Raw genomic sequence first — 24,249 nt, forward strand, 5'->3', positions numbered from 1 at the left:
TTTAGATGCCCTCACTCTCGCGAAGCCTCGAACAAGCGCTGCATCGTGCGATCAAGCTCGCGAGCGACCGGCACCATGAATACGCCACGCCCGAGCACCTCTTGCTCGCCCTGATGGACGACACCGACGCGGCCCAGGTGATGAAGGCCTGCAATGTCGATCTCGAGGCGCTGCGCAAGACCGTCCAGAAATACGTCGACGAAGAGCTGATGACCCTGGTGATCGAGGATGGCGAGGACGCCAAGCCGACCACCGGCTTCCAGCGCGTCGTCCAGCGCGCCGTGCTGCACGTCCAGAATTCCGGCCGCGAGGAAGTCACCGGCGCGAACGTCCTCGTCGCGCTGTTCACCGAGCGCGAGAGCCACGCCGTCTATTTCCTGCAAGAGCAGAACATGACGCGGCTCGACGCGGTCTCCTATATGAGCCACGGCATCGCCAAGCGCCCCGGCATGAGCCAGCAGAAGGCCGCCAAGGGCGCCGACGAGGAAGGCGAGGAGGGCGAGCCCAAGAACAAGCAGGGCACCGAGGCGCTCGAAGCCTATTGCGTGAACCTGAACGAGAAGGCCAAGCAGGGCCGCGTCGATCCGCTCATCGGGCGCCTCGCCGAGGTCGACCGCACCATCCAGATCCTCTGCCGCCGCCAGAAGAACAATCCGCTCTTCGTCGGCGACCCCGGCGTCGGCAAGACCGCCATCGCCGAAGGCCTGGCGCGCAAGATCGTCAAGGGCGAAGTGCCCGATGTCTTGAAGAACAGCATCATCTATTCGCTGGACATGGGCTCGCTGATCGCCGGCACGCGCTATCGCGGCGATTTCGAGGAGCGGCTGAAATCGGTCGTGAAGGAGCTGGAGGCGCTGAAGGGCGCGATCCTCTTCATCGACGAGATCCACACCGTGATCGGCGCCGGCGCCACGTCCGGCGGCGCGATGGACGCGTCCAACCTGCTCAAGCCCGCGCTCCAGGCCGGCACGCTGCGCTGCATCGGCTCGACCACCTACAAGGAATACCGCCAGTATTTCGAGAAGGACCGCGCGCTCGTCCGCCGCTTCCAGAAGATCGACGTCGTGGAGCCGACCATCCCCGACACGATCAAGATCATGATGGGCATCAAGCCGTACTACGAGGAGTTCCACAAGGTCCGCTACACGACGGACGCGGTGAAGGCCGCGGTGGAGCTGTCGGCGAAATACATCAACGACCGCAAGCTGCCGGACAAGGCGATCGACGTGATCGACGAGGTCGGCGCCTCGCAGATGCTGCTCCCCGAGTCCCGGCGCAAGAAGGTCATCGGCGTGAAAGAAGTCGAGGACGTGATCGCCACCATGGCGCGCATTCCTCCGAAATCCGTGTCGAAGGACGACACCGAGGCGCTGCGCACGCTGGAAGCCGATCTCAAGCTGGCCGTGTTCGGCCAGGACAAGGCGCTGCATGCGCTGGCGAGCGCGATCAAGCTCGCCCGCGCCGGCCTGCGCGCGCCGGAAAAGCCCATCGGCTCCTATCTGTTCTCAGGACCCACCGGCGTCGGCAAGACCGAGGCGGCCAAGCAGCTCGCCAAGACGCTGGGCGTCGAGCTCCTGCGTTTCGACATGTCGGAATACATGGAGCGTCACACCGTCAGCCGCCTGATCGGCGCGCCGCCGGGCTATGTCGGCTTCGACCAGGGCGGCTTGCTCACCGACGGCGTCGATCAGCATCCGCATTGTGTGCTGCTGCTGGACGAGGTGGAGAAGGCGCATCCCGACCTGTTCAACATCCTTCTGCAGGTGATGGACCACGGCAAGCTGACCGACCACAACGGCAAGAAGATCGATTTCCGCAACGTGGTCTTGATCATGACCACCAATGCGGGCGCCTCGGATGCCGCGAAGGATGCCATCGGCTTCGGCCGCGGCAAGCGCGACGGCGAGGACGAGGAAGCGATCAAGAAGCTGTTCACGCCGGAGTTCCGCAACCGCCTGGACGCGACGATCACCTTCCAGCCGCTGTCGCGCGACACGATCGACCATGTCGTGACCAAATTCGTGCTCGAGCTCGAGGCGCAATTGGTGGACCGCGACGTGACCTTCGACCTGACGCCGGAAGCGACGCGCTGGCTGGGCGAGAAGGGCTATGACGACGCCTTCGGCGCGCGGCCGCTGGCCCGCGTGATCCAGGAGAATCTGAAGAAGCCCCTGGCGGACGAGATCCTGTTCGGCAAGCTGAAGGACGGCGGCACGGTGCGCGTGCTGCTGGATCGGGACGCGGACAAGCTGGCCTTCGAGTTCATCACGGAAAACAGCAAAAAGCCGAAAGCCCTCCCGCCCCCGAAAAAGCCGAAGGCGGAGGAGAGCGTCTGAAAGGTCACCCTCCCCTTGAGGGAGGGTCGAAATTTGCGAAGCAAATTTCGGGGAGGGGTCCGACGTCATGCGCTGGTCTGACGGTCTGCGCCGGCGCGATCTGAAGCAGACCGCGGCGCGTCGGCTTCGCACGGATATGACGGACGCCGAGCGCGTCCTGTGGGCACTTTTGCGAAACCGCCGCCTTGGCGGTGTCAAATTCCGCCGCCAGCAGCCGATCGGGCCCTATATCGCGGATTTCTTCTGCCGGTCGGCAAGATTGGTTGTCGAATTGGATGGCGATCAGCACGGCGTCGCGGAGCAGCAGCTTCATGACGAAGCGCGAACGCGCTATTTGAACGACCAAGGGTACAGCGTGATCCGATTTTCAAATCTGGATGTGCTCAAGCATAGGGACGTCGTGATGGAAAGCGTCGAACACGCTTTGGCGCTTGGCGTCCGACCCCTCCCCGAACCGCCTTTGGCGGTTCGACCCTCCCTCAAGGGGAGGGTGGAACGGTGACTTCTCCCATCACCGGCGGCTGTCTCTGCGGCGCCGTTCGTTATGAAGCCTCCGCCCCGCCGCTCTACGCCGGCTACTGCTTCTGCGCCGACTGCCGCAAGGCATCGGGCTCGGGCTTCATCGGCTTCATGGGCTTTCCCGCCGGGGGCCTGCGCATCACGGGCGATGTCGTCACCCACACGCTGGTCCAGAGCGACGGCCGCCAATCGGAGCGCAATTTCTGCCCCAAATGCGGCGGCCTGGTTTATGGCGGCGTGCGCGGCGTTGCCGAGCAGCACACGGTCTATGCCGGCTCGCTCGACGATCCGGCGCATTTCAAGCCGACCATGGCGATCTACAATTCGCAGCGCCCCGAATGGGTGCCGCTGCCGGCCGGGCTGACGGTATTCGAGCAGATGCCGGGTTAGCGAGGAAAAAGGTCATGACGCAATTTCGGGCTTCCATCGACGCTGCCCAGCATGTCCTCGATGCCTTCATGGCCGCCTTCAACGCGCGCGACATCCCCGCCTTCGAGGCGACATTCAACTTCCCATCCGTCCGGCTGGCGTCGAACAGGATGGTCATCCTGAACAAGGGCGACATGACGCCGGAGCGGTTCACCACCGGGGCGCTCGCCGAATGGGACCACTCGGCCTGGGAACGCCGCGCCGTCATCCACGCCGGCGCCGACAAGGTCCATATCGACACGCGGTTCACGCGCTATCGCAAGGACGGCAGCGTGATCGGCGGCTTCGATTCGATCTACGTCATCACTAACGAGAACGGCCATTGGGGCGTGAAGGCGCGGTCGAGTTTCGCGCCGTAGCGCCGAATGTTCCTTGCGCGAATCAATTCCAGATTGTCATTCCCGCGCAAGCGGGAATCCAGAGCCGCATGCGCCGCTGGATGCCCGCCTTCGCGGGCATGACAGTTTGTATTTTGTCGCGACCGACCGGCTTCTGGGCGCCCTGAAAATTATTTCGCGCAACAAAATATCGTTCGCCGCATCGCATCAATGGGACTTATCCTCCACCCGCGATGAAAATCTCCGCGTCCTCCGCGACTCCGCGTGAGCCGGACCGGGGATAAGTCCGCATACGGATTTATTCTCGCGCGCGTCTTGAACCGAGTCGGTCCAGCCACCAAATCAGCCAAATCCCCGCCTTGCATCCCGACGGAACGCGGCGCCGCATGGCTATCCATGAAGGAACGCCAGGAGGGACAGGCGCTTACGCGATCCCGGCGCGCTTCGAACCGTCTTTTCGCTTCGAATACGTCAGTCGCGCCGCGCGGCGTTGGCGATCCAGCGGGCCCGGCGGTCTTCGCGGGCGTTGTTGATCGCCAGCACCGCATGCACGAAACCGATCAGCCACAGAAGGAAGCCGGCGTGGAAGAAGATGATCGTGACCCAGCAGACGATCGCCAGGATATAGAGGATGAAGTTGAACAGCGCCGAGATCGGCTTGCCCGTCAGGAGCAGCGCCAGCGGCGAACAGAAGATCGCGATCAGGTAGATCATCGGTTTTTCATATAGGCGCGGGTTCCCCGCCTACAAGGGCGTGCCGTAATGCTGCACCGTCGGAAAGGTCTCGTAGAACCCATGCAGCAGTTCGCGCCACGGGCCGTAGCGCTCGGACTGGCGGAAGCCCACCGTATGGGCCTCGACCGAGCTCCACCAGATGAGCAGCAGGTAGCGGTCCTTGGTCTCGACGCAGGGCCGCACCTCCATCTTGTGGAAGCCCTCGGTCGCCTCGACCAGCGGCCGCGCCTTGGCCAGCGCGGCCTCGAAGGCGGCGGCCTGGCCCTTTTTGACGTTGAGGACGGCGTGTTCGACGATCACAGCGCGGCCCTGATTTTCTCCGCGATCGGCAACAGCGTCTTCGGATCGACCATCTTGCGGCCGTGGAAGTTCAAATCCAGCCCGTGGTCGCGCGGCAGGATGTGGAAGTGCAGATGCGGCACCGATTGGCCCGACGCCTTGTCGTTGAGCTGGACCAGCATGATGCCGGGAACGCCCAGCGCGGTCTTCACGGCGGCGGCGACCTTCTGCGTCGTCCGGATCGTGGCCGCGGCGCCGTCTGGCGAGAGGTCGAAAATGGTCTCGGCGGCTTCCTTGGGGATCACCAGCGTGTGGCCCTCCGTCGCCGGCATGATGTCCATGAACGCAAGGGTGAGATCGTCCTCGTAGACCGCGATCTTCGGCAATTCGCCGCGCAGGATCCTCGCGAAGACGTTGTTGGGATCGTAGGCCATCAGTCCTCCTCGGGGGCTTCCACCTTGCGGAACGGCCCGCGCTCGGCCAGCTCCTCGATATGTTCGGCGACGGCCGCGCGCTCGCGTTTCAGATAATCGTCGACGGCGCGGCGCAGGCCCTCATGGGCGATGTAATGCGCGCTGTAGGTCGGCGTCGGCATGTAGCCGCGCAAGAGCTTGTGCGCGCCCTGGGCGCCCGCCTCGACCTTCGCGAACTTGTTCTGAATGGCGAAGTCGATCGCCTGGTAATAGCAGGTCTCGAAATGCAGGAACGGCACGAACTCGGTGCAGCCCCAGTTGCGGCCATAGAGCACGCCGCCGCCGGCGAAGTTCAGCGCCCCGGCGATGGTGCGGCCGCCGCGCCGCGCGAAGATGAGGACGACCTGGTCCGCCATGCTGGCGCCGATCCGGCTGAAGAAGTCCCGCGTGAGATAGGGCCGGCCCCATTTGCGCCCGCCGGTGTCCATGTAGAACTCGAAAAACGTGTCCCAATGGCCCTCGGTGATGTCGCGCCCGGACAGCCAGTCGAATTCGACGCCGGCCTCGCGGACCGCGGCGCGTTCCTTGCGCAGGTTCTTGCGCTTCGCGGACGACAGCTCGGCCAGGAACTGATCGAAGGAATCGTAGCCGCGGTTTTCCCAATGGAATTGTTGGTCGGTGCGCTGGAGATAGCCGGTGGCGCCGGCCGCGCGCCATTCGTCCTGCGTCAGGAACGTGATGTGCAGCGAAGACGCCTTCAGCTCGCGGACCGCCGTGGCGCCGGTCGCCAGCAGGGCCTCGCGCACCGCCGCGACGTCGGCGCCCGGCGCGACCAGCAGGCGAGGGCCGGTGACGGGCGTGAACGGAACGGAGCATTGCAGCTTGGGATAATAGTCGCCGCCGGCCCGCTCCAGCGCGTCGGCCCAGGCGGAGTCGAAGACGTATTCGCCCTGGCTGTGGTTCTTCAGATAGGCCGGCAGGAGGCCGACGATCCGTCCCTCATGCTCGATGACGAGATGCGAGGGCCGCCAGCCGGTCCGGGCCGTCGCCGAGCCGGACTCCTCGCAGGCCGCGAAGAATTCGTAGCGCGTGAACGGGTGCGGATCGGCCGCGCCGTCCGGATTGGCGCAGGCGTTCCAGGCGGCTTTGCCGATCTCGGCCGCGCGTCCGGCGATGCGGGCTGTGAATTCGCCTGTCACGCGATCTCGATCACCGCTTCGACCTCGGTGGCGACGTTGCGCGGCAGCGAGCCGGCGCCGACCGCGGCGCGGGCGTGGCGGCCGGCTTCGCCGAACACGGCGACGAACAGGTCCGAGGCGCCGTTGGCGACCTCCGGATGCTGGGTGAAGCCGGGAACGGCATTGACGAAGACGGTGACCTTGACCACGCGCTTGACGCGCTCGAGGTCGCCGCCGCAGGCCGCCTTGGTCTGCGCGATCACGTTGATGGCGCAAAGCCTGGCGGCCGCCTTGCCGTCCTCGAGGCTGAGTTCCTGGCCCACCGTGCCGACATATTTCAGCCCGTCGGCGGCGACGGTGACCTGCCCGGAGACGTAGACGAGGTTGCCGCTGACGACATAGGGCACATAGCTCGCCACCGGGGCGGGCGGCGTCGGCAGCAGGATGTCGAGTTCTTTCAGGCGGTCGTCGATGCGCATGGTTCGTCCTCTGGATCGCAAAACATTATCGCGGGCCGCTGCGGCGCGCTATAAGCGAGCATGACCAAACGCCTGGATGCCGACGATCCGTGTCCCGCGCGCGACGGCTATGCGATGCCGGCCGAATGGGCGGCACATGCGCGCACCTGGATGTGCTGGCCCTGCCGCATCGAAGCCTGGGGCGGCCCGGAGGGGCTGCTGCGCGCAAAACAGGCGACCGCGCGGGTGGCGCGGGCGATTTCGACCTTCGAGCCGGTGATCATCGCCGCGCGGCCGACGGACGTCGCCGAGGCGAAACTGGCGACCCGGGGCAAGACCGCGATCTTCGACGTGCCGCTGGACGATTCCTGGGCGCGCGACATCGGCCCGACCTTTGTGACGTCGCCGGACGGCCGTCGGGCCGCGGTGCAATGGCAATTCAACGCCTGGGGCAACAAATATCATCCGTGGACGGAGGACGCCCAGTTCGCGACCCGGGCCGCGCGCCAGGCCGATGTCCCGGTCTATGCGGCGGCGCTGGTTTGCGAAGGCGGCGCCATCCACATGGACGGGGAGGGGACGCTGATCACGACGGAGCAGTGCCTGCTCAATTCCAATCGCAACCCACAGCTTGATCGCCAGCAAGTGGAGGAGCGGCTGGCGCTCTATACCGGCGCGCGGCGGGTGATCTGGCTCGGCGAGGGCTTCTCCGACGACGAAACCGACGGCCATGTCGACAACATCGCCTGCTTCGTCGCGCCCGGCCGGGTCCTGGTCGGCGTACCGGCGTCGCATGGCCATCCCGACTACGAACCGGTGATGGAGGCGATCCGTCGGCTCAAGGACGCGCGCGACGCACAAGGACGCCGCATCGAAATCGTCGAACTGGAGCAGCCGCGCAAGGCCGGCGGCGACTGGCGCGGCCGCCCGCTGCAGGCGAGCTATGTGAATTTCTACCTCGCCAATGGCGGACTGGTCATGCCGGGCTTCGACGATCCGAATGACGAGCGCGCCCGCGCCGTGCTCGCCGACTGCTTTACGGGGCGCGATATCCTGCAGATCCAGGCGCTGGACATCGTCGAAGGCGGCGGCGGCATTCACTGCATCACGCAACAGGAACCGGAATGAGGAACGTCACTTTCGCGGCGACTCAGTTCGCGTGTTCGTGGGATCGCGCGGCGAATGTCGCGAAGGCGAAGGAACTCGTGCGCGCGGCAGCGGCGCAGGGCGCCAATGCCATCCTGATCCAGGAACTTTTCGAGACGCCTTACTTCTGTCAGGACCTGTCGGCCGACCACTACAAACTCGCGGCGCCGTTCGAGGGAAATCCGCTGATAGTTGCGATGGCGGAACTTGCGAAGGAGCTCCGCGTCGTTTTGCCCATCAGTTTTTTCGAGCGTGCGGGTCATACGCACTTCAACTCCCTTGCCATGATCGATGCAGACGGTACCGTGCTCGGGCTGTATCGGAAGTCACATATTCCCGATGGGCCGGGCTACCAGGAAAAGTTTTACTTCACGCCGGGCGATACCGGCTTCAAGGCCTGGCGCACGCGCTTCGGGACTTTCGGTGCCGCGATCTGCTGGGACCAGTGGTTCCCCGAGAGTGCGCGCGCCATGGCATTGATGGGTGCCGAAGTCCTGTTCTATCCGACCGCGATCGGCAGCGAGCCGCCGCCGGCGCCGCCTGTCGACAGCCGCGATCACTGGCGCCGCGTGATGCAGGGCCATGCCGGCGCGAACTACATGCCGCTGATCGCCTCGAACCGCATCGGCACCGAAAAGGGCCAGGCCGGCGAGATCACTTTCTACGGTTCCTCCTTCATCGCCGGCCCGACGGGCGCGATCGAGGCGGAACTGGACCGAACGCGCGAAGGCGTGGCGACCGCGACTTTCGATCTCGACGAGATCGCGAAGGCGAGGGCGTCCTGGGGGTTGTTCCGCGATCGGCGGCCGGATCTGTACGGGCCGCTGATCGGGCATTGACGGAGTAAGACCGTGAAACATGCCGTTTTGCTTGCCGCCTTGCTCGCGGCAACGGGGTCTGTCGCGCAGGCGGCACCGGTCGCGCTGGTGTCGCATCGCGCGCAGTACGACGTGACGCTCGCCTCGACGCAGCCGGGCGGGATGGTCGCCGTACGCGGCCACAGCGTGATCGAGTTTCGCGACGTTTGCACCGCCTGGACCACGACGCAGCGCTTCATCGCCGACATGTCGGACGGCAAGGCGAGCGCGGTGCACAGCGATTTCATCGTTTCCTCCAGCGAGGACAAACAGGGCCGGCAGATCCGCTTCAAGGTCCGCAACTTCGTCAACGGCAAGGCGACTCAGCACTTCGACGGCACCGGCATTCTCGCCTCGACCGGCGGCGAAGTGCGGATGACCTCGCCGCATGGCCGGCACTTCGCGCTGCCCAACGGCACGCTGCTGCCGACCCAGCACACGCTGGCGGTGTTGCGCGCCGCCGCGGCGGGTCGCGACTCGTTCCACCAGACGGTGTTCCAGGGCGGCGACAGCACGGAGCTTTACGACACCGCCACCGTGATCGCCCATCCGGTCTCGAAGGCGAAACTGAGAGACGACAGCGTCGTGGACGGCAGCGGCCTGCTCGCGGGACTTTCCGCCTGGCCGGTCCTGATCAGCTATTTCCCGCACGACTCGCAGGGCGAGCGCGCGGACTATGAGGTCGCATATCGGCTCTATGCCAACGGCGTGATCTCGTCGATGACGCTGATCTATCCGAACTTCACGATGAAGGCCGAATTGGTGAAGCTCGAGAAACTACCGTCGAAGTGCTGAACGCTTCGCGCGGCCTTTGACCACGGCTTCGCCGCCGAACTTTGCGCGCACTTTGTCCATCGCCCGTTCGGCCGCCGCGCGCCTGGTCGAGCCATCGTCGACCAGATCGGCTGGATCGCAATCGATATCCGGCGCGAGCTGGCTGATGCCGACGCCGAGCAGGCGGAACGCGGTGCCGTCGGCTTCGCGGCGCAGGGCTTCGCGCGCGGTGCGGAAGATGCGATCGGCAAGCTGGGTCGGCGAATCGAGCGAGGCGCTTCTCGTACGGGTTCGAAATCCTGCCGTCTTCAGCTTGAGCACCACGGTACGCCCGCCATGGCCCGACGCCTTGGCGCGCGCGGAAACGCGCTCGGCCTGGCGCCACAGGACCGCCTCGAGGTCGTCGAAGTTCACAATGTTGGTATCGAACGTCGTCTCGGAGGAAATGCTCTTGAGCTCGCCATCCGGCTCGACCTTGCGGCTGTCCTGCGCGTGCGCAAGGCGGTGGAGCCACAGCCCGGTGTTGCCATAGCGGCGCGCCAGTTCCTTTGCCTCCATGTCCTGGATCTGGCCGATGTGGATGAGCCCGTCCTTGGCGAGGCGGGCCTGCAAGGCGGTGCCGGCGCCACGGATGGTGCCGACCGGTTTGTCGCGCAGGAAGGCGATGGCTTCCGCCTCGCCGATCACCGCGAAGCCGCGCGGCTTGTCGAGTTCGCTGGCCAACTTGGCCAGGAATTTGTTGAAGCTCAGTCCGATGGACACCGTGATGCCGATCTCCGTTTCGATCCGTTTCGCCAGCCGCGCCATCAGCTTGGCGGGGACCAAACTATGCAGCATCTGCGTGCCGGACAGATCGAGGAAGGCCTCGTCCAGCGACAGCGGTTCGACCTGCGGTGTCAGCTCGAGCATCATGTCGCGGATCGCCCTGGCGGCAGCGGTGTATTTGGCGAAGTTCGGTTTGATCACGACGGCTTTCGGACAAAGCTCGAGTGCCTTGAACATCGGCATGGCCGAGCGCACGCCGTCGATGCGGGCGACATAGCAGGCGGTCGACACCACACCGCGCCGCGAGCCGCCGCCGACGATCACCGGCTTGTCGCGCAATTCAGGATTGTCGCGTTTTTCGATGGCGGCATAAAAGGCATCGCAATCCATATGGGCGATGGCGAGCGTGTCGATCTCGTCGTGCGCAAGCAGTCTCAAGCTGCCGCAAGCCGCGCACCGCCTCGCGCCGGCGCGCGCGTCGGCCAGGCAGTCGCGGCAAAAGGCGCTCACGGGGCGGCCGCCGATTCGGCTTCGCTCCACAGCCAAGCCGCGCCGCGCACGCCGCTCGAATCGCCGTGAAGGTTCTTGACGATCCGGGTGCGTCCTTCCGGCGTGAAGGCATAGCGCTCCACCCTGGCGGGCAGTTCGTCGTAGATCGCATCGATATTCGACAACCCGCCGCCGATCACGATGGCGTCGGGATCGAGCACGTTGACGATGGTCGAAAGCGAGCGCGCGAAACGGTCGTAGAAATCCGCCATCGCGGCGCGGGCCGCTTCATCGCCGGAGGCGGCGGCCGCCGCGATGTCCGGACCGCGAAGGTCGCGGCCCGTATGGCGCTTGAAATCCGCCGCGAGGCCGGTGCCGCTGATCCAGGCTTCGATGCAGCCCTTGCGGCCGCAATAGCACTGCGGCGCGGCATCGATCTCGTCGGGCCTGGGCGCGGGCAGGGGATTGTGGCCCCATTCGCCGGCAATGCCATGGGCACCCGTCAGGACACGCCGGCCGACACTGACGCCGCCGCCGCAGCCCGTGCCGACGATCACGCCGAACACGACATCCGCATCGGCGGCGGCGCCGTCGCTCGCTTCGGACAGCGCAAAGCAGTTCGCGTCGTTCGCGACGCGTACCGGCCGGCCGACCGCCATGGTGAGGTCGCGGTCGAGGGGGTGGCCGATGAGCCGTGTGGAGTTGGCGTTCTTCACCAGGCCGGTGTTGCGGCTGATCGTTCCGGGTATCGCGACGCCGACCGTGCCCAGCCGGCCGAGTTTGGCGTCGGCCGCGTGCACGAGATCGCGCATGGCGCGGATCGTGTCGTCATAGACGGTTTGTGGCGTCGGCACCCGCTCGCGCAGGACCACGCGGCTGCCGTCGAGCGCGACGATCTCGATCTTGGTCCCGCCGAGGTCGATTCCGAGCCGCACTCAATGCCCCGCTTCGTCGAGGCGCGCATGGATGAAGGTGCCCGCCTCGGCCCAATCGCCGGCGCGCAGATGGGCATGTGCCGCCGGCGGCAGCAAGGGCTTCAGCCTTTCATCGCCGATCAGATGGATGCGGAACACGTCCGGTGCCGCCTCGGCGACAGACGCCAGATGCTGGGGGATATCGTCGACGAAGAAGGACGTGGCGGCGCGCGACGTCAGCGCCCTGACGGCCGGCCCCTTGGGACCGCTATTCGCGACGACCGGAAAGTGCAAGCCATGATCGGCAAGATTGCGCAGCCGTGCCGGGGCCTGCGTCTCTGCGATGTTCGTCAGCACGACGATGTCGGCACGCGCAGTCAGCGAGGAGAGGGCGTCGGCGGCGCCGTCGACGGTGGCCAGCGAGTCGAGTTCGCCACGGAACGCGTCGAGCAGGGCCGTGACTTCGACATCCAGGACGGGCGTGTCGTCTTCCACGCGCTTCACATTGCCGTGCAGGCGATAGCTGGACAGGTCGAGGTAAAGCCCGTTACTGCGCAGGAAGCGGTCGAAGCCGTCGACGAATCGCAGCAGGACTTCGTCGGCATCGACGATGACGAGAGGCCGTCCGGGCCTCAATCTCGCGCTGGCCGCGCCGATGTCGAAACGGGTGCTCATCCCGCCAGGACGAGCCGCGCCATGTGGATATCGCGCGATTCCAGCGCTTCGTCGTCGCAGAAACCGCTCAGGAGCGCATCGTCCGCCAGAAGAAAATCCAGTACCGAGCCCAGAAGCTCCGGCTCGGCTGCCCGTTCGCGCAAATCCTGGGGCTCCACGCCCGACAGGGCCAGGAAGCGGTCGCGGCTGTCAGGCAGATTCATGAGATACGCCAATCCCTTGAGCGCCAAAGTTTCCGCGCTTTCGCGCGCCATTTGTCCGCGAACCCTTGTCATAGCCGCATACTGTGACTGGGGCACGGCGCGACACAAGGGACCGCCGGGAGTCGAGAACAGGAGGCAACCCTCATGCGATACGCGCCTGCCGGTTGATCTGAATCGCCTTCGGCAACTGGCCGGCTGCGATCAGCCGCTAGATCATTGGATTCGTACGGGAAATAGGCCCTGCCGCACCGATAGCCAAACGCCACCGCCAAAGTTTCGTTGAGGGAGCGTTAAGACATCCGATCTAATACTGCGCCCACCCGGGGGCCAATCCGCAGAATGCCGTATGCGGCCATTGGCTTAGGTAGCGATTGGGCGCGCGGGAGCTGGAGAGTGGACCTCATGGACGCCAAGACCAAGACCGTGCTGATCGTCGAGGACAACGAGCTGAACATGAAGCTGTTCCATGATCTGCTGGACGCCCATGGCTACAACATCCTGCAGACCAAGGACGGAATGGAAGCGCTCGACATCGCCCGCGAGCACCGCCCCGACCTCATCCTGATGGATATCCAGCTTCCCGAAGTGTCGGGCCTGGAAGTCACCAAATGGCTGAAGGAAGACGACTCGCTGAAGGCGATTCCGGTGGTTGCCGTCACCGCCTTCGCGATGAAGGGCGACGAAGAGGTCATCCGTCAGGGCGGCTGCGAGGCGTACATCTCCAAGCCGATCTCCGTCACGAGTTTCCTGGACACCGTCCGCAGGTTCATCGGGTAAGGCACACGCCATGACGGCGCGCGTTCTGGTCGTCGACGACATACTCTCCAACGTCAAGCTTCTCGAAGCGAAGCTGACGGCGGAATACTTCGAGGTTGTCAGCGCTTTCAACGGATTGGAGTGTCTCGCCAAGATCGACCAGGCGGCGCCCGACATCGTGCTGCTCGATGTGATGATGCCCGGGATGGACGGCTTCGAGGTCTGCCGCCGCATCAAGAACAATTCCAAGACGGCCCATATTCCCGTCGTGATGGTCACCGCGCTCGATCAACCGTCGGACCGCGTCGCGGGCCTGGATGCCGGTGCCGACGATTTCCTGACAAAGCCGGTCGACGACGCGGCGCTGTTCGCCCGGGTGCGCAGCCTTGTGCGCCTCAAGATGATGACCGACGAGCTTCGCATGCGCGAGACCACCGGTCAGAGCATGGGCCTGATCGATCCGGCGACGACGCTGATGGACGCGAGCCCGACGGGCCGAATCCTGATCATCGAGGACCGGCCGGAATCGGTGCAATGGTTCGCCAACGCGCTGCAGCCCGGCGGCCACGAGGTCGCTTCGGTCGACACTTTCGAGGAAGCGTTGGTGCGTGTGCGCGGCGGCGACTACGACCTCATCGTCGTCAGTCTCGGCATGCGCGGTTTCGATGGGTTGCGGCTGTGCTCCCAGCTTCGCTCGCTGCCGGAAGGACGCAACGTCCCTATCCTGGTCGTCGTCACCGACGGCGACCGCCGCAAGCTGAACCAGGCGCTCGAGATGGGCGTCAACGACTATCTGACCCGTCCCGTCGACAAGAACGAGCTGGTGGCGCGGGTGCGCACGCAGCTGCGCAAGAAGCGCTATTCCGATCGGTTGCGCCACAACGTGCAGCTCAGCCTGGAGATGGCGATCACCGACCAGCTCACCGGCCTGCACAATCGCCGCTACATGGCGCGGCACCTGGACAATCTGGTGTCTACGGCTGTTCGCAACGGCAAGCCGCTATCCTTCCTGATCATGGACATCGATTTCTTCAAGGCGGTGAATGACGGCCACGGCCACGATATCGGCGACGAAGTGCTCAAGGAATTCGCCAATCGCATTTCCGCCAATGTCCGCGGCATCGATCTGGCTTGCCGCTATGGCGGCGAAGAGTTCGTCGTCGTCATGCCCGACACGGAAATGAGTCTCGCCTATACGATTGCCGAGCGCCTGCGCAAGAGCATCGAGACGACGCCCATCGTCATCAGCCGCGCGCCGGGCCGCCTGAACATCACCATCTCGATCGGCATCGCGGGTACGCAAGGGGCCGGTGACGGCGCCGAAGCGCTGCTGCACCGCGCCGACCAGGCCCTCTACAGCGCCAAGCGCAACGGCCGCAACCGCGTCGTCACCGCGGCCGCGGCCTGACAAGGCCCAGTCACCCGCGTTGGGTGAGCACGGACAATGCGAAGTCGGAATGGCTTGGCGGCGTGAAGCCTTAGAGCGCCTGCCCGTCGTCGATGGTCAGCAGCGAGCCGGTGATGGCGCGCGAGGCGTCCGAAGCGAGCAACAGGAGCATTCCGTCGAGATCGCTCTGCTGCGCAAGTCGCCTGCGCGGAAAGCTGTCGATCTGCGCTTTGCCCTTGTCGGAGGCGAACCATTCGTCGTTGAGTTCGGTCTCGATGAATCCCGGGCAGAGGGCGTTGACGTTGATTCCCTTGCGCGCCCATTCTCTTGCGAGGCATTGGGTCATCATCGCCACGCCGGCCTTTGAGATGCAATAGGGCGTCACGCCCGGCAGCACGCGATAGGCGCCGATGGACGCGATGTTGACGATGCGTCCTTCTCGCTTGGCCGCGATCATGCGGCGTCCGATTTCGGTCGCGAGGAGGAAGGGGCCGCGAAGATTGGTCGCCATCACCTTGTCGAAGTCGTCCGCCGAGATCTCCACCGCGAGACCCAGCACGCTCAGGCCGGCGTTGTTCACGAGGATGTCGATCGGCCCCAGCGTGGCCTCGGCGGCGTCGATCGCGGGTGCTATGGCCGCGGCGTCCGTCACATCAAGCGGGATCGTAGTGGCGCGGCCGCCGGCGGATTCGATTTCGGCTTTCACCTCGGCAAGACGTTCGACCCGGCGTCCGCACAGCGCCACGGCGGCCCCCGCACCGGCCAGAACCTTGGCGAAGTGCCGGCCGAGGCCGCTGGTTGCGCCGGTGACCAAGGCGACGCGCCCGTTCAGATCGTGTCCCTGGATCATGATCTTTCAAAATCCCGATGTTTCTTGGTAGGCTCGCGGCATGCAGATCGACGTCGTTTCCGACACGGTGTGTCCGTGGTGTTTCATTGGCAAGCGCCGGCTCGGCCGCGCGCTGGCGATGCGGCCGGATGTCCCAGTCGAGGTGTTCTGGCGGCCCTATCAGCTCGATCCCATGATCCCGCGCGAAGGCGTCGACCGGCGGGCCTATCTGAAGGCCAAGTTCGGCGATACGCCGCGCACGGCCGCGATGGGCGAGACCATCCGCGGCGAGGGCGCGGGGGAGGGCATCGATTTCGCGCTCGACCGGATCGCCAAATCGCCCAACACGCTCGACTCGCACCGCCTGATCCGTTGGGCCGGCGGGGCTGGCGTGCAGGACGTCGTCGTCGAGCGGCTGTTCAAGGCGTATTTCATCGAAGCGCGCGATATCGGCGATCCCGGTGTTCTGATCGATGTGGCGGGCGAGGCGGGAATGGACACGGCTCTGGTGCGCGATCTGCTCGCCGGCGATGCCGATTATGCGCTCGTCGAGCGCGAGGCCGGCATGGCCAACCAGATGGGCATCAGCGGCGTTCCGACCTTCATCTTCGACAGCAAGTTCATGATCTCCGGCGCGCGCGAGCCCGAGATCCTGGTGCGGGTCATCGACAAGGCGTTGCAGGCCGCGCAGGAACAGCACGTGGCGCCATGAGCGCGGCGTGGCCCGACCTGCCTTTCGCGGCGTGGCGCGACACGGCCATGACGCTGCAGCTCTGGACGCAGATCGTCGGCAAAGTCCGTCTGGCCCTGACGCCCTGGATCAACCACTCCTGGCAGGTGCCCCTCTACATGACAGGACGCGGACTCGGCACGTCGCCCATTCCGTTCGGCAACGAGGTGCTCGAGATCGAATTCGATTTCATCGCGCATCGACTGGTCGCTCGTACCAGCCAGGGCCTGGAGCGCGCGCTTGCGCTCGAACCGCGGACGGTGGCCGACTTCTACCATGCGGTCCTTGCGATGCTGGATACGTTGGGTGTGACGGTTTCTATTGCCGAAATGCCCAATGAACTCGCCAACCCGATCCCGTTTTCCGAAGATACGCTGCACAAGAGCTATGACGCCGACGCCGCGCATAGGTTCTGGCGTGCGCTGCTGCAGAGCGACCGTGTCTTCAAGCTGTTTCGCAGCGGCTTCCTGGGCAAGGTCAGTCCGGTGCACTTCTTCTGGGGCAGCTTCGATCTCGCGGTAACGCGCTTTTCCGGACGGATCGCCCCGCCGCATCCGGGCGGCGTTCCGGGATTGCCGGACGCCGTGGTGCGCGAGGCCTATTCGCACGAGGTAAGCAGCGCCGGATTCTGGCCGGGCAGCGATACGTTTCCGCAAGCCGCGTTCTATTCCTATGCCTATCCCGAACCCGAAGGGTATCGCGATCGCGCGGTCGCCGCCGGCCGGTTCGAAGCAGCTTTGGGCGAGTTCGTCCTGCCATACGATACGGTGCGCGCCGCCGCCGATCCGGACGGAATGCTTCTCGATTTCCTCGAGACCAGCTATGCCGCCGCCGCCGATGCCGGACGCTGGGATCGTGCCGCGCTTGAGTGCGCGCTCGGTGCCCCGCGCCGCGTGCGGCCGGTTTAGGGGTTCTGCGGCGCGCCGATCGGCGCCGTGATGCTGTTGGTCTCCGACACCACCTTGACCTGGACCGTCGCATAGCGCGGCAGCGGGAACACCGCCGTCGCGGTGACCGGCAGAAGCGCCTGGATCACGACCGCGCCCGCGGCTGGGGGCGAGGCGAGGAACTCGATGATCTCGGTGTCCGATTCGGGAATGTGAAATTCCCGCATGTGCAGACGGGGCTGCCTCCAGCCGCCGGTTCGGACCGCGCCCGTCGCGCTGACCACCAGGTGGTTCCGCACGATCGCGGCGGTGACCTTGTCGACCTTGAAAACCAGCGTCGGCGCCGCATCCGCGGCGGTTGCCGTAGCGGCGCCAAGGGCGAAGATCGCGGCTGCGAATAAGCGTCGGCGCATGCTCTTCCCCTCTGTTGTCCTGTCCGGAATGGACGGCTAAGAGGGAAATGCGGCGCAATTGCGATGAGGGTTTGCATGGGTCCCCTGAAGGGCGTTCGAGTGGTGGAATTCGCCGGAATCGGGCCGGGTCCCTTCGCGGCGATGCTGTTGTCCGACATGGGCGCCGAGGTCATCCGCATCGATCGCAAGGGCGGCCGTTCGCCGTCGAACGCCGAGATCACCTATCGCGGCCGCAAGGCGGTGGCGCTCGACATGAAGAAGCCCGAGGCCGTCGAGGCGGCGCTGACTCTGATCGAGAGGTCCGACGCGCTGATCGAAGGGTTCCGCCCCGGCGTGATGGAGCGGCTCGGCGTCGCACCCGATGTGTGCTTCAAGCGCAATCCGAAACTCGTATACGGCCGGATGACCGGCTGGGGTCAGACCGGCCCGCTCGCCAATGCGGCGGGGCACGACATCAACTACATCGCGCTGACCGGCGCGCTGCACGGCATCGGTCCCGCCGGCGGCAAGCCGGTGCCGCCACTCAACCTGGTCGGCGATTTCGGCGGCGGCGCGCTCTATCTCGCCTTCGGCGTGGTGTGCGGCATCCTAGAGGCGCGCGTCTCGGGCAAGGGCCAGATCGTCGATGCCGCGATGACCGACGGTGCCGCCTCGCTGATGTCGATGTTCTACGGCATGGCGGCGATGGGCATGTGGAAGGACGAGCGCGGCCAGAACCTGCTCGATGGCGGGGCGCATTTCTACGATACCTATGAGACGAAGGACGGCAAATACATCGCGCTCGGCTCGATCGAGCCGCAGTTCTACAAGGAGCTGATGGAGAAGGCGGAAATAACCGACCCGGCGTTCGCGGCGCAGATGGATCGCCATGCCTGGCCGTCGCTGAAGGACAAGCTGGCGGCCGCGATCAAGACCAGGACGCGCGACGAATGGGATGCGCTCATGCTGGGCTCCGATGTCTGTTATGCGCCGGTGCTGTCGCTGGCCGAAGCGCCCAAGCATCCGCACAATGTGGCGCGGCAGACCTTCGTCGAGGTCGGTGGTGTGGTGCAGCCGGCGCCGTCGCCGCGCTTCTCGCGCACTGTCGCGGAAGTGCAGGGGCCGCCGGAAAGCCCGGACAACGCCGCCGCGCTCGCTGCCTGGGGCTTCTCGGCCGACGAGGTCGCGAAACTGTCAAGCGCGGGTGCGATCTAGGCTCCATGAACGCGCTTCCCGGAACGGCTTCGCGCCGGCGCATCTATCTGATGCGGCACGGCCATGTGGACTACCTCGCCAAGCATGTCGCGGCGGAGGGTGCGATCAACATCGTGCCCCTGACGACGCGCGGACGGTTCCAGGCGGAGGCCGCCGGCGCGGCGCTGTCGCATGTCGCCTTCGACCGCGCGGTGTGCTCGGGCTATCCGCGCACGCATCAGACGGCGTCCTATGTGCTGGCGGCGCAAGCCGCGCCGCCGCCGCTCGAGATCGACGAGGGCCTGGTCGAGATCGCGGGCGGTTCGATGGACCCGCCGCCCAAGAACCGCGCCGAGATGATCGAGCGGATGAAGATCCGGTTCTCGGAGGCCGGCAATCCGGGCGCCACCAACCACCAGGGCGGCGAGGAATATGCCAAGGCCCAGGCGCGCGCGGTGGCCGCGCTGAGGCGGCTGCTCGGCGAGACGGGCTGGCACACGGCGCTGGTGGTGGCGCATGAGGGGATCAACCGTCTGGTGCTGAGCTGGGCCTGCGGCGCGGGCCTTTCCGCCATGGGCGCCTTCGAGCAGGACACCGGCTGCATCAATGTGCTCGATTTCGATCTCGATGCGGACGGCGGGATCGTGCGGGCGATGATCAAGTCGGTGAACCTCACACCCTATAACTGGCTGAAGCACGGGATGAACCTGACGAGCCTCGAAGCGATCTTCGAACGCGACGCGACCGAGGAATTGCGCTGATGGCGGGCCTATGTGCTCGAGACCAGCGTGAGCTTCGGACCCGGCTTGCGGCGCATCTTCTCGATCAGCGTCCTCAACTCTTCGGCGGAGAATGGCTTGTAGAGCAGCGCGAAGTTCGCCGGATGGGCGGCTGACCGTGGCGCCATGTCGCCGGTTATCAGGATGGCCGGCACCTCCGAATTCAGGGCGCCGCGAACGCGCGCGATGACTTCGAGTCCGTCATAGCCGGGCAGGCGGTAGTCGGTCAGGATCATGTCGGGCCGGAGTCCTCCAGCGATCAATGCGAGTGCCTCGGCACCGTTCGCTGCGGTATGTACGGTCATACCGAACGTCTCCAGCAGCATGGCGAGCGACTCGCGGATATTGGAATCGTCGTCGACCAGCAAAAACGTTCCGGAAGTCGAGGCCGGTGATTGGATTGGAACGTCTCTTTGTTCCGCCCTTCGTTTGGAGTCCCCATGCCCTTCGGGAATTTCCACGGTGAAGGTCGAACCTTCGCCTGGCGTCGACCGCACGGAAATAGAGTGCCCGAGCGCTTGCGCGAGACGCTTGGCGATCGAAAGGCCGAGGCCCATGCCGCGCTGGCGATCCCGCGCCAGGTTTCCCAACTGCACGTAGTCGTCGAAAATGGTGGCAAGTGACTCCGGCGGGATTCCGATTCCGGTGTCGGACACCGACAAGCGGACGACGTCGTCGGCGGCTTCGCAGCTCACGCTGACGCCGCCGGATTCGGTGTAGCGCACGGCGTTACCGACGAAGTTCGTCACGATGCGTTCCAGGAGCGCCGGGTCGCTGCGCACGACAGGGTCTTCGCCTTCGCAGGTCAGCCGCAAATCCTTGATCGCCGCCTGGGGTTGGCAGCTGGCAATCACGCGCTGCACGAGCTCCCCGAGCCTGAAATCGGCGATACGCGGCTTGATCGTGCCGCTGTCGATCTGGCCGAGATCCAACAGGACGTCCAGGATGCTCGCCATCGCGGCCAGCGATTGACGCGTCTTGACGGCGATGTCCTCGAGTTCCCCATACTCCAGCTTCTGTTCCATCACGCTCAGATAAGCCTGCGCGGCCTGCAGCGGCCGGCGCAAATCGTGGCCGGCGGCGCCGATGAACCACGACTTCATGGCGCTCGCCGCTTCGGCCTCGGCCTTGGCCTGCGTCAGATCCAGGAGCGCCTTGTCGTGCTCTTCTTCCAGCCGCCGCTGCCGCGAAACATCCTGCACCACGCAATAGACGCGCGGTCCGGCCTCGGTTTCGATCGGCGACAGCCGGATGTCGATGAGAAATTCGTGTCCGTCGCGATGCAAGGCGCGCAAGGTCGGCCGCGGCGTCAGCGTGACGGGGGACGGCGACAACATGAAACGGTCGAACCCGCGCCGATGCGCGTCGCGTAACGACGGCGGAATCAGGAGCTCCAGCGGATGCCCGAGCATGTCAGGCGCTGGGTAGCCGAAAGCCTGTTCGGCCGCCGCGTTGGCGAAGCAAATAATGCCCCGCTGGTCGACGACGAGTGCCGCGACCAGCGCCTGCGCCAGGACGGCGTTCAGGCCTTCTTCCGACAGCCGCATGCCGCAACCGAGATGTCAGAACGCGCCAATGTCGCCTCTAGCCGATGATCCGAATCCGACTATTCCCCACCCGTCGCTATCGTTCATTGATCAAACGCAACTGGGGCGCGAAGCGTGGCGGGCGCCTTCGATATCCGACTTATCCCCCGCCTTTTTCCCTCATCGACGTTTCGTCCCAGAGCTGGAGACGGTAGCCGTCGGGATCGAGCAGTTCGGCGCCATAGCCCCAGAAGACCTTCATCGGCGGATGAACGAAGGCAAAGCCTTTGCCGGCAAGTTCGCGGTGTTTGGCGTCGACGTTGTCGACCTGGAGGGTGAAGGCGAGGCCGGGGCAGGGCACGACGTCGCCTTGCGTGAGGAAGACGGTCAGGTCGGCGTCGTCCTTCATCGCCGCCGTCTTGCGCTCCGGGATCTCGAATTCGACGACGAAACCGAGGCTGTCGCGGTACCAGTCGCGCGATCGCTGCCAGTCGCGGACGGGAAGGCTCAGATGATCGAGACGGACCATGGCACCTCCTAGACCGCCAGTTCGCACCAGATGGGCACGTGGTCCGACGGTTTCTCGCGTTCGCGGACATATTTGTCGATGACGCAGCTTTTCAGGCGGTCGGCGGCCTGGGGCGTCAGCATGACGTGGTCGATGCGGATGCCGTTGTTGCGCTCGAAGGAGCCGGCGAAATAGTCCCAGAAGGTGTACTGATGCGGCTCGGTGTTGCAGGCGCGGAAGGCGTCGGTATAGCCGAGATTGGCGAGCTTGCGGTACGCGGCGCGCGATTCCGGCTGGTAGAGCGCGTCCTTCACCCAGTTCTTCGGATCCTTGCAGTCCTCCGGCATCGGAATGATGTTGTAGTCGCCCATCAAGGCGACGGCCTCCTCGCCCAGCAGAAGCTGTCTCGCGCGACGATGCAGCCGCTCGTGCCAGGCGAGCTTGTAGGTGAACTTCTCCGTGCCGACCGGATTGCCGTTGGGCGCGTAGATCGATGCGACGCGCACCATGCCCTTCTCGCCGGGGATCACCGCTTCCATGTAGCGCGAATGGTTGTCGGCGTCGTCGCCGGGCAGTCGCGGGGTGACGTCCTCCATCGGGCGCTTGGAGAGGATCGCGACGCCGTTGTAGCTCTTTTGTCCGTGTACGGCGCAATTATAGCCGAGGGCCTCGAACGCCTCGCGCGGGAACTGTTCCTCCTGGCACTTCAATTCCTGGAGGCAGACGACATCCGGATTGGCTTCCTTGAGCCACATCACGGCCGCGTCGAGGCGCGTGCGGATCGAGTTGACGTTCCAGGTGGCGATCTTCATGGCGGCCCTCGGTGAGGCGGCAAGTCTAGCCGGGATTCGACGCCGGGGCGACGCGCGTTCGCGCCGCCTACTGCCTGCTCATAGGTATCGGGATGTGGCTGATTTGGTGCCTAGACCGACTCGGTTCAAGGGGCTGTCTGAAATTTTTCCGGATGCGATTTTTTCAGCGGTTATCCAACAGAGGATTCACACGAAGCCGCGGAGGATGCGGAGACTCTGAAATTGCTGCGTGGATAAGTTTTTCCGCCGTGCCGCGGCGAACGATATTTTCTTGCCGCGAAATATTTCTCAGACCGAGAAACTGGTGCCGCAGCCGCAGGAGGATTGGGCATTCGGGTTGTTGACCTTGAAGGCGGCGCCGATCAGGTCGTTGGAGAAATCGATCTCCGCGCCCTTCAGGAAGTCGAGGCTGACCGGATCGATCAGCACCGTGGCGCCGTCGCGCTCGACCACGAGGTCGTCGTCCATGCGTGCGTCGTCGAGCGCGAAATTGTACTGGAACCCGGAGCAGCCGCCCCCGGTCACCGCCAGCCGGAGCATGGTGGGCGCGGGTTCCGACTTCAGGATCTCCGCGATGCGCCTGGCGGCGCGGGCGGAAACGGTCACGGGCAGAGCGGTTTCGACGGTCATGCGCTCATTATGTAGTGGCTGACCCCGCCACGCAAAAGGGGGTAAAAGCCCCGTCATGCCTAAGGGCTCCCTGATTCCCCCGCTTTACGAGGCGCCGTCGGCGCGCGCGCCTTTCGCCGCGCGTCCCTCGCAGAGCCTGGGCCGGTATTTCGAAGAGCGGGAGAGCGCGACGCGGACCTGCTATCAGCGCGACCGCGACCGCATCATCCACTCGGCCGCCTTCCGCCGGATGAAGCACAAGACCCAGGTCTTCGTGCAGCATGAGGGCGACTATTACCGCACGCGGCTGACCCATTCGCTGGAGGTGGCGCAGATCGCCCGCAGCCTGGCGCGGGTGCTGGCGCTGGACGAGGACCTGGCCGAGAGCCTGGCGCTGGCGCACGACCTCGGCCACACCCCGTTCGGCCATGCCGGCGAGGAGGCGCTGAACGCGGCGACCGAGGGCATCGGCGGCTTCGACCACAATGCCCATGCGCTGCGGCTGGTGACCAAGCTCGAGCACCGCTATGCCGCCTTCGACGGACTGAACCTGACCTGGGAGACGCTGGAGGGCCTGGTCAAACACAATGGGCCGCTGAAACCGCCGCTGGCCGGCCCGATCGAGTCGTTCGACGCGCGCTGGCCGCTCGATCTTGGGCGCTGGCCGTCGCTGGAGGCACAGGTCGCGGCCCTGGCCGACGACATCGCCTATGTGAACCACGACATCGATGACGGCTTGCGGGCGGAGCTGTTCACCATCGACGATCTCGCCGGCGCGCCGCTGGCGGGCCCTCATGTCCGGCGGGTGCTGGACCGGTTCGGGCGGCTGGAACTCGGGCGCTTCATCGGCGAGCTTGTCCGTACACTGATGAGCGAGATGGTCGACGACCTGCTGGCGCAGACGCGGGCCCGGATCGCCGCTGCGGGGCTCGCCTCTGCGCAGGACGTCCGCGCGCAGACAGGTGCCCTCGCGGCGTTCTCCCCATCCATGGCAAGCCAGGTGGACGCGCTCAAGCGCTTCCTGTTCGCGCATATGTACCGCCACCCGCGCGTCATGGTGCCGATCGGCCGGGCCAAGGCGGTGGTCGCCGAACTGTTCGCGGCGTTCAGCGCGGAACCTTCCCAGATGCCGGCCGACTGGGCGGCGCTCTGCGGCGCGCCGGGGGACGCCGTGACGGGCGGGGTGGTGCGCGACTACATCGCGGGGATGACGGACCGCTACGCGCTGCTGGAATATGGCCGGGTTTTCCGTGAGGTTATCGAGCTTTAGGCCGCCATGATTCGGGCGCGGACGGGTGCTAGATTAGGGTCAAGAGAATCGGAGCCGGGACC

The 24,249-nt window shown here is 65.4% G+C and carries 29 protein-coding genes; 14 read left to right on the forward strand and 15 right to left on the reverse strand.

Annotated elements, in window-relative coordinates:
• Nucleotides 1-5: 5 nt before the first annotated feature.
• From clpA to WDN01_05150, 4 genes are all read left to right on the forward strand, one after another.
• The gene (gene clpA / locus WDN01_05135) at nucleotides 6-2,336 is read left to right on the forward strand and encodes an ATP-dependent Clp protease ATP-binding subunit ClpA (GenBank protein ID MEJ0025393.1); all 2,331 of its coding nucleotides are present in this window, start codon (nucleotides 6-8) and stop codon (nucleotides 2,334-2,336) included.
• Nucleotides 2,337-2,403: 67 nt separating this feature from the next.
• Nucleotides 2,404-2,838: an endonuclease domain-containing protein gene (locus WDN01_05140; protein MEJ0025394.1), complete on the forward strand. Its 435-nt coding sequence runs from the start codon at nucleotides 2,404-2,406 to the stop codon at nucleotides 2,836-2,838.
• A complete protein-coding gene (locus WDN01_05145; protein MEJ0025395.1) occupies nucleotides 2,835-3,245 on the forward strand; it encodes a GFA family protein in 411 nt (136 codons plus the stop codon). The genes WDN01_05140 and WDN01_05145 overlap by 4 nt, the downstream gene beginning before the upstream one ends.
• Before the next feature lie 14 nt (nucleotides 3,246-3,259).
• Nucleotides 3,260-3,643 (forward strand): hypothetical protein, encoded by a 384-nt coding sequence (locus WDN01_05150; GenBank protein ID MEJ0025396.1) that lies wholly within the window; start codon nucleotides 3,260-3,262, stop codon nucleotides 3,641-3,643.
• Between the two features lie 450 nt (nucleotides 3,644-4,093).
• Here WDN01_05150 and WDN01_05155 read toward each other — a convergent pair whose 3' ends face one another.
• From WDN01_05155 to WDN01_05175, 5 genes are read right to left on the reverse strand one after another with little or no spacing between them, the layout of a single operon-like run.
• Complete coding sequence (locus tag WDN01_05155) at nucleotides 4,094-4,336, reverse strand: hypothetical protein (protein ID MEJ0025397.1); 243 nt, start codon at nucleotides 4,334-4,336, stop codon at nucleotides 4,094-4,096.
• 30 nt (nucleotides 4,337-4,366) lie between these two features.
• A complete protein-coding gene (locus WDN01_05160) occupies nucleotides 4,367-4,657 on the reverse strand; it encodes an antibiotic biosynthesis monooxygenase (GenBank protein MEJ0025398.1) in 291 nt (96 codons plus the stop codon).
• Nucleotides 4,654-5,070: an HIT family protein gene (locus tag WDN01_05165; GenBank protein ID MEJ0025399.1), complete on the reverse strand. Its 417-nt coding sequence runs from the start codon at nucleotides 5,068-5,070 to the stop codon at nucleotides 4,654-4,656. Before WDN01_05165 ends, WDN01_05160 begins: the two co-directional genes overlap by 4 nt.
• Nucleotides 5,070-6,248, reverse strand: a complete 1,179-nt coding sequence (locus tag WDN01_05170; protein MEJ0025400.1) for a GNAT family N-acetyltransferase — start codon at nucleotides 6,246-6,248, stop codon at nucleotides 5,070-5,072. Before WDN01_05170 ends, WDN01_05165 begins: the two co-directional genes overlap by 1 nt.
• Nucleotides 6,245-6,706 (reverse strand): RidA family protein, encoded by a 462-nt coding sequence (locus tag WDN01_05175; protein MEJ0025401.1) that lies wholly within the window; start codon nucleotides 6,704-6,706, stop codon nucleotides 6,245-6,247. The genes WDN01_05170 and WDN01_05175 overlap by 4 nt, the downstream gene beginning before the upstream one ends.
• 60 nt (nucleotides 6,707-6,766) lie before the next feature.
• Between WDN01_05175 and WDN01_05180 the strand changes: the two genes are divergently transcribed.
• Genes WDN01_05180 through WDN01_05190 form a run of 3 tightly spaced genes read left to right on the forward strand, consistent with a single transcriptional unit; the run spans nucleotide 6,767 to nucleotide 9,483 of the window.
• Nucleotides 6,767-7,813 carry an agmatine deiminase family protein gene (locus WDN01_05180; GenBank protein ID MEJ0025402.1) on the forward strand — a complete coding sequence of 349 codons (1,047 nt, stop codon included), beginning with the start codon at nucleotides 6,767-6,769 and terminating at the stop codon, nucleotides 7,811-7,813.
• Nucleotides 7,810-8,670, forward strand: coding sequence for an N-carbamoylputrescine amidase (aguB, locus tag WDN01_05185; GenBank protein ID MEJ0025403.1), 861 nt, complete (start codon nucleotides 7,810-7,812; stop codon nucleotides 8,668-8,670). The genes WDN01_05180 and aguB overlap by 4 nt, the downstream gene beginning before the upstream one ends.
• Nucleotides 8,671-8,682: 12 nt before the next feature.
• Nucleotides 8,683-9,483 carry a DUF1849 family protein gene (locus WDN01_05190; GenBank protein ID MEJ0025404.1) on the forward strand — a complete coding sequence of 267 codons (801 nt, stop codon included), beginning with the start codon at nucleotides 8,683-8,685 and terminating at the stop codon, nucleotides 9,481-9,483.
• Here WDN01_05190 and WDN01_05195 read toward each other — a convergent pair.
• Genes WDN01_05195 through WDN01_05210 form a run of 4 tightly spaced genes read right to left on the reverse strand, consistent with a single transcriptional unit; the run spans nucleotide 9,466 to nucleotide 12,508 of the window.
• Entirely contained in the window at nucleotides 9,466-10,767 is a 1,302-nt protein-coding gene (locus WDN01_05195) for a DNA polymerase IV (protein ID MEJ0025405.1), read from the reverse strand. The two genes, WDN01_05190 and WDN01_05195, sit on opposite strands and share 18 nt — an antisense overlap.
• Nucleotides 10,734-11,651 (reverse strand): ROK family protein, encoded by a 918-nt coding sequence (locus tag WDN01_05200; GenBank protein MEJ0025406.1) that lies wholly within the window; start codon nucleotides 11,649-11,651, stop codon nucleotides 10,734-10,736. Before WDN01_05200 ends, WDN01_05195 begins: the two co-directional genes overlap by 34 nt.
• Nucleotides 11,652-12,305, reverse strand: coding sequence for a hypothetical protein (locus tag WDN01_05205; protein MEJ0025407.1), 654 nt, complete (start codon nucleotides 12,303-12,305; stop codon nucleotides 11,652-11,654). It abuts the gene before it with no gap.
• Nucleotides 12,302-12,508, reverse strand: coding sequence for a DUF3572 family protein (locus tag WDN01_05210; protein MEJ0025408.1), 207 nt, complete (start codon nucleotides 12,506-12,508; stop codon nucleotides 12,302-12,304). The genes WDN01_05205 and WDN01_05210 overlap by 4 nt, the downstream gene beginning before the upstream one ends.
• Nucleotides 12,509-12,910: 402 nt before the next feature.
• Between WDN01_05210 and WDN01_05215 the strand changes: the two genes are divergently transcribed.
• Together WDN01_05215 and WDN01_05220 are read left to right on the forward strand one after the other, a co-directional pair.
• Nucleotides 12,911-13,285, forward strand: a complete 375-nt coding sequence (locus tag WDN01_05215) for a response regulator (protein MEJ0025409.1) — start codon at nucleotides 12,911-12,913, stop codon at nucleotides 13,283-13,285.
• A 10-nt stretch (nucleotides 13,286-13,295) separates the two neighbouring features.
• On the forward strand, nucleotides 13,296-14,672 hold the full coding sequence (locus tag WDN01_05220) for a PleD family two-component system response regulator (GenBank protein ID MEJ0025410.1): 1,377 nt from the start codon (nucleotides 13,296-13,298) through the stop codon (nucleotides 14,670-14,672).
• 70 nt (nucleotides 14,673-14,742) lie between these two features.
• Here the strand turns inward: WDN01_05220 and WDN01_05225 are convergent, their stop codons facing one another.
• Complete coding sequence (locus tag WDN01_05225; GenBank protein MEJ0025411.1) at nucleotides 14,743-15,501, reverse strand: SDR family NAD(P)-dependent oxidoreductase; 759 nt, start codon at nucleotides 15,499-15,501, stop codon at nucleotides 14,743-14,745.
• Between the two features lie 40 nt (nucleotides 15,502-15,541).
• On the opposite strand from WDN01_05225, the gene WDN01_05230 reads away from it, so the two are divergent.
• Both WDN01_05230 and WDN01_05235 read left to right on the forward strand, forming a co-directional pair.
• Nucleotides 15,542-16,192, forward strand: coding sequence for a DsbA family oxidoreductase (locus WDN01_05230; GenBank protein ID MEJ0025412.1), 651 nt, complete (start codon nucleotides 15,542-15,544; stop codon nucleotides 16,190-16,192).
• Nucleotides 16,189-17,118, forward strand: a complete 930-nt coding sequence (locus tag WDN01_05235) for a DUF5996 family protein (GenBank protein MEJ0025413.1) — start codon at nucleotides 16,189-16,191, stop codon at nucleotides 17,116-17,118. Before WDN01_05230 ends, WDN01_05235 begins: the two co-directional genes overlap by 4 nt.
• Here the strand turns inward: WDN01_05235 and WDN01_05240 are convergent.
• On the reverse strand, nucleotides 17,115-17,510 hold the full coding sequence (locus tag WDN01_05240) for a hypothetical protein (GenBank protein MEJ0025414.1): 396 nt from the start codon (nucleotides 17,508-17,510) through the stop codon (nucleotides 17,115-17,117). The genes WDN01_05235 and WDN01_05240 overlap by 4 nt on opposite strands.
• Before the next feature lie 75 nt (nucleotides 17,511-17,585).
• Here WDN01_05240 and WDN01_05245 point away from each other — a divergent pair, with 75 nt between their 5' ends.
• Nucleotides 17,586-18,704: a CaiB/BaiF CoA-transferase family protein gene (locus WDN01_05245; protein MEJ0025415.1), complete on the forward strand. Its 1,119-nt coding sequence runs from the start codon at nucleotides 17,586-17,588 to the stop codon at nucleotides 18,702-18,704.
• Between the two features lie 5 nt (nucleotides 18,705-18,709).
• A complete protein-coding gene (locus WDN01_05250) occupies nucleotides 18,710-19,444 on the forward strand; it encodes a histidine phosphatase family protein (GenBank protein MEJ0025416.1) in 735 nt (244 codons plus the stop codon).
• A gap of 8 nt (nucleotides 19,445-19,452) precedes the next feature.
• On the opposite strand, the gene WDN01_05255 is transcribed toward WDN01_05250, so the two are convergent.
• From WDN01_05255 to erpA, 4 genes are all read right to left on the reverse strand, one after another.
• Nucleotides 19,453-21,009 (reverse strand): ATP-binding protein, encoded by a 1,557-nt coding sequence (locus WDN01_05255; GenBank protein ID MEJ0025417.1) that lies wholly within the window; start codon nucleotides 21,007-21,009, stop codon nucleotides 19,453-19,455.
• A gap of 139 nt (nucleotides 21,010-21,148) precedes the next feature.
• Nucleotides 21,149-21,517, reverse strand: coding sequence for a glyoxalase superfamily protein (locus WDN01_05260; protein MEJ0025418.1), 369 nt, complete (start codon nucleotides 21,515-21,517; stop codon nucleotides 21,149-21,151).
• Nucleotides 21,518-21,525: 8 nt separating this feature from the next.
• Nucleotides 21,526-22,308: an exodeoxyribonuclease III gene (gene xth, locus WDN01_05265; GenBank protein ID MEJ0025419.1), complete on the reverse strand. Its 783-nt coding sequence runs from the start codon at nucleotides 22,306-22,308 to the stop codon at nucleotides 21,526-21,528.
• A gap of 288 nt (nucleotides 22,309-22,596) precedes the next feature.
• The gene (gene erpA, locus WDN01_05270) at nucleotides 22,597-22,938 is read right to left on the reverse strand and encodes an iron-sulfur cluster insertion protein ErpA (GenBank protein MEJ0025420.1); all 342 of its coding nucleotides are present in this window, start codon (nucleotides 22,936-22,938) and stop codon (nucleotides 22,597-22,599) included.
• Nucleotides 22,939-22,993: 55 nt separating this feature from the next.
• Between erpA and WDN01_05275 the strand changes: the two genes are divergently transcribed.
• Nucleotides 22,994-24,187, forward strand: a complete 1,194-nt coding sequence (locus WDN01_05275; protein MEJ0025421.1) for a deoxyguanosinetriphosphate triphosphohydrolase — start codon at nucleotides 22,994-22,996, stop codon at nucleotides 24,185-24,187.
• Nucleotides 24,188-24,249: the final 62 nt, after the last annotated feature.

This window comes from Rhizomicrobium sp. (assembly GCA_037200985.1).
Classification (GTDB): domain Bacteria; phylum Pseudomonadota; class Alphaproteobacteria; order Micropepsales; family Micropepsaceae; genus Rhizomicrobium.

What these genes read in the sequence shown, in the direction of transcription:
- WDN01_05245 (MEJ0025415.1), top strand. Translation starts at nt 17,586, where the DNA reads ATGGGTCCCCTGAAGGGCGTTCGAGTGGTGGAATTCGCCGGAATCGGG.
- clpA (MEJ0025393.1), top strand. Translation starts at nt 6, where the DNA reads ATGCCCTCACTCTCGCGAAGCCTCGAACAAGCGCTGCATCGTGCGATC.
- WDN01_05205 (MEJ0025407.1), bottom strand. Translation starts at nt 12,305, where the DNA reads ATGAGCACCCGTTTCGACATCGGCGCGGCCAGCGCGAGATTGAGGCCC.
- WDN01_05255 (MEJ0025417.1), bottom strand. Translation starts at nt 21,009, where the DNA reads ATGCGGCTGTCGGAAGAAGGCCTGAACGCCGTCCTGGCGCAGGCGCTG.
- WDN01_05155 (MEJ0025397.1), bottom strand. Translation starts at nt 4,336, where the DNA reads ATGATCTACCTGATCGCGATCTTCTGTTCGCCGCTGGCGCTGCTCCTG.
- WDN01_05180 (MEJ0025402.1), top strand. Translation starts at nt 6,767, where the DNA reads ATGACCAAACGCCTGGATGCCGACGATCCGTGTCCCGCGCGCGACGGC.
- xth (MEJ0025419.1), bottom strand. Translation starts at nt 22,308, where the DNA reads ATGAAGATCGCCACCTGGAACGTCAACTCGATCCGCACGCGCCTCGAC.
- erpA (MEJ0025420.1), bottom strand. Translation starts at nt 22,938, where the DNA reads ATGACCGTCGAAACCGCTCTGCCCGTGACCGTTTCCGCCCGCGCCGCC.
- WDN01_05260 (MEJ0025418.1), bottom strand. Translation starts at nt 21,517, where the DNA reads ATGGTCCGTCTCGATCATCTGAGCCTTCCCGTCCGCGACTGGCAGCGA.
- WDN01_05225 (MEJ0025411.1), bottom strand. Translation starts at nt 15,501, where the DNA reads ATGATCCAGGGACACGATCTGAACGGGCGCGTCGCCTTGGTCACCGGC.
- WDN01_05215 (MEJ0025409.1), top strand. Translation starts at nt 12,911, where the DNA reads ATGGACGCCAAGACCAAGACCGTGCTGATCGTCGAGGACAACGAGCTG.
- WDN01_05175 (MEJ0025401.1), bottom strand. Translation starts at nt 6,706, where the DNA reads ATGCGCATCGACGACCGCCTGAAAGAACTCGACATCCTGCTGCCGACG.
- aguB (MEJ0025403.1), top strand. Translation starts at nt 7,810, where the DNA reads ATGAGGAACGTCACTTTCGCGGCGACTCAGTTCGCGTGTTCGTGGGAT.
- WDN01_05150 (MEJ0025396.1), top strand. Translation starts at nt 3,260, where the DNA reads ATGACGCAATTTCGGGCTTCCATCGACGCTGCCCAGCATGTCCTCGAT.
- WDN01_05235 (MEJ0025413.1), top strand. Translation starts at nt 16,189, where the DNA reads ATGAGCGCGGCGTGGCCCGACCTGCCTTTCGCGGCGTGGCGCGACACG.
- WDN01_05220 (MEJ0025410.1), top strand. Translation starts at nt 13,296, where the DNA reads ATGACGGCGCGCGTTCTGGTCGTCGACGACATACTCTCCAACGTCAAG.
- WDN01_05165 (MEJ0025399.1), bottom strand. Translation starts at nt 5,070, where the DNA reads ATGGCCTACGATCCCAACAACGTCTTCGCGAGGATCCTGCGCGGCGAA.
- WDN01_05140 (MEJ0025394.1), top strand. Translation starts at nt 2,404, where the DNA reads ATGCGCTGGTCTGACGGTCTGCGCCGGCGCGATCTGAAGCAGACCGCG.
- WDN01_05250 (MEJ0025416.1), top strand. Translation starts at nt 18,710, where the DNA reads ATGAACGCGCTTCCCGGAACGGCTTCGCGCCGGCGCATCTATCTGATG.
- WDN01_05210 (MEJ0025408.1), bottom strand. Translation starts at nt 12,508, where the DNA reads ATGAATCTGCCTGACAGCCGCGACCGCTTCCTGGCCCTGTCGGGCGTG.
- WDN01_05240 (MEJ0025414.1), bottom strand. Translation starts at nt 17,510, where the DNA reads ATGCGCCGACGCTTATTCGCAGCCGCGATCTTCGCCCTTGGCGCCGCT.
- WDN01_05230 (MEJ0025412.1), top strand. Translation starts at nt 15,542, where the DNA reads ATGCAGATCGACGTCGTTTCCGACACGGTGTGTCCGTGGTGTTTCATT.
- WDN01_05275 (MEJ0025421.1), top strand. Translation starts at nt 22,994, where the DNA reads ATGCCTAAGGGCTCCCTGATTCCCCCGCTTTACGAGGCGCCGTCGGCG.